Source organism: Nocardioides sp. P5_C9_2 (genome assembly GCF_054049555.1).
This window is the reverse complement of record NZ_JBFUMD010000243.1, coordinates 1-5,712: the sequence shown is the minus strand read 5'-3', so window position 1 is coordinate 5,712 and position 5,712 is coordinate 1. Positions and strand designations below refer to the sequence as shown.

Here is a 5,712-nt window from a genome sequence, read left to right as displayed (position 1 = left end):
CCCTGCTGTCGACCTACCGGTCCCTGGGGGTGCCGTGGGTGGTCACCGAGCGCGGGGGCGACCTCGAGCAGGTGCGGGCCGCTCTGCGCGGGCACGTCAGCGTGCTCGTCGGGCACAGCGGCGTCGGCAAGTCCACGCTGGTCAACGCGCTCATCCCCACCGCCCACCGCGACGTCGGCATCGTCAACGCGGTGACCGGTCGCGGCCGGCACACCTCGACCTCTGCCTACCTGCTGGCGCTGCCCAGCACGGACGACGCCGACGCCGGGTGGATCATCGACACCCCCGGCATCCGCTCCTTCGGCCTGGCGCACGTGCAGCCGCAGGACCTCATCGGCGCGTTCCCCGACCTGGAGGAGATGACCGAGGACTGTCCGCGCGGGTGCACGCACGGCACCGAGGAGCCGGAGTGCGGCCTCGACGTCGCGGTCGCCGCCGGGGAGGCCGACGTCGAGCGCGTGCAGTCGTTCCGGCGCCTGCTGGCCGCTCGGTCGCACGACGACTACTAGGCGGGCCCRGCCATCCGGCGCGGCGCCCGGAATGGCCCCCGCGGCGGCGCGAGCCCATAACCTGTGGCCATGCCCCCCACCGGACCCGGCCACCTCGGCGCAGGCCACGACACCTACCTGGACGACCTCCGGCTGGCCCACGTCCTCGCGGACGACGCGGACTCCCTGACCCAGGCCCGGTTCAAGGCGCTCGACCTGCACGTGATGAGCAAGCCCGACCTCACCCCGGTCACCGACGCCGACCAGGCCGTCGAGGAGGGCATCCGGCGCACGCTGTCGCGGGTCCGCTCGCGCGACGCCGTCGTCGGCGAGGAGCAGGGCTCGACCGGGCACAGCCAGCGGCGCTGGATCGTGGACCCGATCGACGGCACCAAGAACTTCGTCCGGGGCGTCCCCGTCTGGGCGACCCTGATCGCCCTGGCCGTCGACGACGAGGTGGTGCTCGGGGTCGTGTCCGCGCCCCAGCTGCAGCGCCGCTGGTGGGCGTCGCGGGGCCAGGGCGCCTGGACCGGCCGCTCGCTGCTCAAGGCGACGCAGTGCCAGGTCTCGGACGTACGCCGCCTCGAGGACGCGTCGCTGTCCTACAGCTCGCTGTCGGGATGGGACGAGCGGGACCGGCTCTCCGACTTCGTCTCCCTGTCGCGCCGCTGCTGGCGCACGCGAGCGTACGGCGACTTCTGGTCCTACATGCTGCTCGCCGAGGGGGCGGTCGACATCGCCGCCGAGCCGGAGCTCGAGCTCTACGACATGGCTGCCCTCGACGTGATCGTCCGCGAGGCCGGGGGGCGCTTCACGTCCCTCGACGGCACCGACGGCCCGTTCGGCGGCAATGCCCTGGCGACCAACGGGCACCTCCACGAGGCCGCGCTGGGCTTCCTCGGGTCCCTGCCCGACGACCACGACGACCCCGACTACCGCCCCACGGGACACGGCTCGGTGCACGACCTGCGCGGGCGGCAGACGCCCCCCACGGTCGCCGACTGAACTCCCCCTGTCCTCGGGCCCTCCGAGTGGCTAGCGTGGTGGAGCACCAACCGCGAACGCCGGAGGTGGCCATGCACATCCACGACATCCTCACCGCCAAGCCCAGCCCGCAGGTGGTGACGATCGCTCCCGACGCCTCGGTGCGCGACCTGGTCGCCCTGCTGGCCGAGCACAACATCGGGGCGCTGATCGTCAGCTCCGACGGCGCGGCCGTCGACGGCATCGTGAGCGAGCGCGACGTCGTACGCCGTCTCCACTCCGACAGCGCCGTGCTCGAGCTGCCGGTGCGCGACATCATGACCGTCGACGTGCAGACCTGCACCGGCGACGACGACGTCACCGACCTGATGCGGACGATGACCGAGCTGCGCGTCCGGCACCTCCCGGTGGTGGCCGACGGGAGCCTGACCGGCATCATCAGCATCGGGGACGTGGTGAAGCATCGCATCGGCGAGCTCGAGTTCGAGCGCGACCAGCTCGACCACTACGTCCACCAGACCTGACACCGAATGGAAGGCAGTGACATGGACAAGCCCGACGTCGACCCGCACATGGGAGACGCGCCCGCCGAGCTCGAGGTCACCGACCTCACCGAGGGTGACGGCGCCGAGGCCACGAGTGGGGCCACCGTGTCGGTCCACTACGTCGGGGTCGCGCACTCTTCCGGCGAGGAGTTCGACGCCTCCTACAACCGTGGCACCCCGTTGCAGTTCCGCCTCGGCATCGGCCAGGTCATCCAGGGCTGGGACGAGGGCGTGCAGGGCATGAAGGTCGGCGGTCGCCGTCGCATCGTCATCCCGCCGCACCTGGGCTACGGCGACCGCGGTGCCGGGGGCGTCATCAAGCCCGGCGAGACGCTGATCTTCGTGGTGGACCTGCTCGAGGTCCGCTGATTGGTGCGACTACCAGGGGACGTCGATCTCGGCGTCCCCTGCTGGTCCGCTGAGTGCCACCCGGGCCGCGGCCGGGCCCAGGGTGACGACGTCGCCGGGCACCAGCTGGCGGCCCCGGCGGGTCTCGACCTCGCCGTTGACGGTCACCACCCCGTCGGCCAGCAGCGGCTTGGCGTCCGAGCCGCTCTCGATGAGGTTGGCGAGCTTGAGGAACTGACCGAGCCGGATCGTCTCGTCGCGGATCGGGACGTCCACGCCGTGGGCGCCGGTACCGGTGTCTTCGCTCATGGGATCAGTGAACCAGCAGCGAGACAGCGTGGATCAGCACACCGACGAGTCCGCCCACGATGGTGCCGTTGATCCGGATGAACTGGAGGTCGCGGCCCACGTGCAGCTCGATGCGCCGGGCCGCCTCCTTGCCGTCCCAGCGCTCGATCGTGTGGGTGATGACCGTGGTGAGCTCCGCGCCGTAGCGCGAGATCCCGAAGACCACGACGTCGGCGGCGGTGCGGTCCAGCCGCTCCCGAAGCGAGTCGTCGGAGCGCAGCCGCCCTGCGAACGAGTTGAGCTCCTCGAGGAGCCGCTGGCGGACGGCGCCGTCGCGGTCGTGGACCGACGTCAGCAACGCGGACCGCATCGCCTTCCACAGCGAGATGGCGGTGGTCACGACCTGCGGGTGGTCGAGCAGGCGCTCCTTGAAGCGCTCGGCCCGGTCCTGGGTGGCGTCGTCGACGAGCAGGTCGTGGCCGAGCTGGGCGAGCATCGAGTCGAGGGCCGCGCGGGCGTGGTGGTCGGGGTTCGACCGGATGTCCTCGATCCAGCGGACGGCCTCGAGGTGGAGGCGGTGGGTGAGGGCCTCGTTGAGCCGCGGCGGCGCCCACCAGGGGGCACGCTCGCTGAGCACCTCGACGAACGTGTCGGGGTTGTGGACCAGCCACCGGTGCAGCTCGTCGAGGCCGAGGTCGACGACGCCGTGGTGCAGGTCGTCGCGCACCATCTCCGAGACCAGGCTGCCCAGCAGCGGGGCGAGCGGCTCCTCGCGGAAGCGCGGCACGAAGGCGTTGGTCACGAGGTCGGCGATGTGCTCGTCGCGGATCTTGCCCAGGGCGATGGCGGTGACGTCGGCCACCTCGTCCACGACGCGGCGGGCGTTGGCCGGGTCGGAGAGCCAGTCGCCCACGCGGGCGGAGATCGTCGCGGCGCCCACCCGCTCGCGGATGATGTCCTCCTGGAGGAAGTTCTCCCCCACGAACTCCTCGAGCCCCCTGCCGAGCTCGTCCTTGCGCTTCGGGATCAGGGCGGTGTGCGGGATGGGCAGCCCCATCGGGTGCTTGAACAGCGCCGTCACCGCGAACCAGTCGGCGATGGCGCCGACCATCGAGGCCTCGGCGCCCGCGTTGACGAAGCCCCAGAAGCCCTCGCGGCCCAGCGTCGCGACGTACACGACGGCGGCGAGGACCAGCAGCGACACCGCGACGGTCCGCATCCGGCGCAGGCCGCGACGGCGCGCCTCGTCGGCGCCCGGGTCGGGCGTGATCAGCGGGACCGACGGGGAGGACACCGGCGGCGACACCGGGTCGGTGGGTGGGGACTGCGCAACCATGGGCCTGATCCTCCCCCGCGGCACCACACCGGCGCACCCCGGCGTCCACCCGGAGGGGCGACGGATAGATTGCGCGCATGTCCCGCACGGTCATCACCTTCGGCACCTTCGACGTGTTCCACGTCGGGCACCTGCGCGTGCTGGAGCGTGCCGCGGCGCTCGGTGACCACCTCGTGGTCGGGGTGTCCGCCGACGCCCTCAACCTGCGCAAGAAGGGTCGGACGCCGGTCTTCAGCGAGCGCGAGCGCCTCGAGATCGTGTCCGCCCTGCGATGCGTCGACGAGGTCTTCGTCGAGGAGAGCCTGGAGCTCAAGCGCGACTACGTCCTCCGGCAGGCCGCCGACGTCCTGGTGATGGGCGACGACTGGGCGGGACGCTTCGACGAGCTCTCCGACATCTGCGAGGTCGTCTACCTCCCGCGGACCCCGGCGATCTCCACGACCGCCATCATCGAGCACATCGCTGATCTCTGACCGGCGGCCGGGTCCGACGACCGGGGATCCGACACCATCTGTCTGTAGCCTGTCGGGACGCCATCCCCGGAAGGACTCCGTGACCGACAACCCGGTGCGCACCCTCGCCACCCTCGCCCTCGCGGCCTGCCTGGCCCTCGGTCTCGTGACCCCGGCCGGCGCCGCACCGACCCCGTCGACCGCAGGCGCCCTCGGCGCTCCGTCCGTCGGTGGCGGCGCGGAGGACACCCTCGCGCTGCGGGACGAGTTCTTCGGCACGGCCACCGCCGGCGCCCGCACCTACTCCGCCCGCGCCGCCCTGCCGCGTCCCGAGTGGGACGCCTCGCTCCCGCAGGGCCGCGAGTGCACCGATCTCGTGTGCCTGCACTACGTCGGCGTCTCGGGCGACGCGCCGCCGATGGCCAGCAGCACCGGCGGCACCCCGGACTGGGTGGCCCTCACCCTCAGCACCGCCAGCGCGTCGTTCGCCCGGATGGGCCAGCTCGGCTGGCCGATGCCGCCCAGCGACCGCGGCGCCGGCGGCACCCCCCAGTTCGACATCTACCTGCAGGACCTCGGCCGGCGCGGGCTCTACGGCTACTGCGCCCCGGAGCAGGTCGTGCCCGGCGAGCGCAACGTCGCGTCGTCGTACTGCGTGCTCGACAACGACTTCGTCGAGTTCCCGCTGCCGCCCACGCCCAGCATGCGGGTGACCGTGGCCCACGAGCTCTTCCACGCCGTGCAGTTCGGGCTCGACGCCCGCGAGGACGGCTGGTTCCTCGAGGCGAGCGCCACCTGGATGGAGGAGCAGATCACCGACGACGTCAACGACAACCGTCAGTACCTGCGCCACGGCCAGCTCGGCGACCCGGGCACCCCGCTCGACACCTTCGACTCCGGCCTGGGCTCCTACGGCAACTGGATCTTCTTCCAGCGCCTCACCCAGCGCTTCGGCGGCCAGGCGGTGCGCCAGGTCTGGGCCCGCGCCGACGGCCACGTGGGTCGGCGCAACGACTTCTCCGTACGCGCGATCAAGCGGTACGTCGAGTCGCGCGGCGTCTCGTGGCCCCGGTTCTACGCCGGATTCGTCGCCGCCAACCGCACCGCCCGCTCGTCGTACGCCGAGGGGTCGTCCTACCGGCCGAGCGCACCGCAGGCCCGGGTGAGGCTCGGACGCGGCCGCGGCACCTGGTCGCGCACGGTCACCCTGGACCACCTCACCGGACAGGCCCTCTCGCTCCGCCCCTCGCCCGGCCTGCGGCGCGGTCGGG

8 protein-coding genes are annotated in these 5,712 nt (G+C 72.3%); 6 read left to right on the top strand and 2 right to left on the bottom strand.

Annotated elements, in window-relative coordinates; genetic code table 11:
* The 4 genes from rsgA to ACXJKL_RS12870 all read left to right on the top strand — a co-directional run.
* Positions 1 to 509 (top strand): ribosome small subunit-dependent GTPase A (gene rsgA / locus ACXJKL_RS12885; RefSeq protein ID WP_457207444.1); only part of this gene is annotated, 509 nt, incomplete at its 5' end.
* A gap of 69 nt (positions 510 to 578) precedes the next feature.
* A complete protein-coding gene (locus ACXJKL_RS12880) occupies positions 579 to 1,493 on the top strand; it encodes an inositol monophosphatase family protein (RefSeq protein ID WP_457207443.1) in 915 nt (304 codons plus the stop codon).
* Positions 1,494 to 1,564: 71 nt separating this feature from the next.
* Positions 1,565 to 1,996: a CBS domain-containing protein gene (locus ACXJKL_RS12875; protein ID WP_457207442.1), complete on the top strand. Its 432-nt coding sequence runs from the start codon at positions 1,565 to 1,567 to the stop codon at positions 1,994 to 1,996.
* 21 nt (positions 1,997 to 2,017) lie between these two features.
* Entirely contained in the window at positions 2,018 to 2,386 is a 369-nt protein-coding gene (locus ACXJKL_RS12870; RefSeq protein WP_457207441.1) for an FKBP-type peptidyl-prolyl cis-trans isomerase, read from the top strand.
* Positions 2,387 to 2,395: 9 nt separating this feature from the next.
* On the opposite strand, the gene ACXJKL_RS12865 is transcribed toward ACXJKL_RS12870, so the two are convergent.
* Both ACXJKL_RS12865 and ACXJKL_RS12860 read right to left on the bottom strand, forming a co-directional pair.
* Positions 2,396 to 2,674 carry an RNA-binding S4 domain-containing protein gene (locus tag ACXJKL_RS12865; RefSeq protein WP_457207440.1) on the bottom strand — a complete coding sequence of 93 codons (279 nt, stop codon included), beginning with the start codon at positions 2,672 to 2,674 and terminating at the stop codon, positions 2,396 to 2,398.
* A 4-nt stretch (positions 2,675 to 2,678) separates the two neighbouring features.
* A complete protein-coding gene (locus ACXJKL_RS12860) occupies positions 2,679 to 3,989 on the bottom strand; it encodes a DUF445 domain-containing protein (RefSeq protein WP_457207439.1) in 1,311 nt (436 codons plus the stop codon).
* A 77-nt stretch (positions 3,990 to 4,066) separates the two neighbouring features.
* On the opposite strand from ACXJKL_RS12860, the gene ACXJKL_RS12855 reads away from it, so the two are divergent.
* Positions 4,067 to 4,462: an adenylyltransferase/cytidyltransferase family protein gene (locus ACXJKL_RS12855; RefSeq protein WP_457207438.1), complete on the top strand. Its 396-nt coding sequence runs from the start codon at positions 4,067 to 4,069 to the stop codon at positions 4,460 to 4,462.
* 79 nt (positions 4,463 to 4,541) lie between these two features.
* Positions 4,542 to 5,712 (top strand): MXAN_6640 family putative metalloprotease (locus ACXJKL_RS12850; RefSeq protein WP_457207437.1); only part of this gene is annotated, 1,171 nt, incomplete at its 3' end.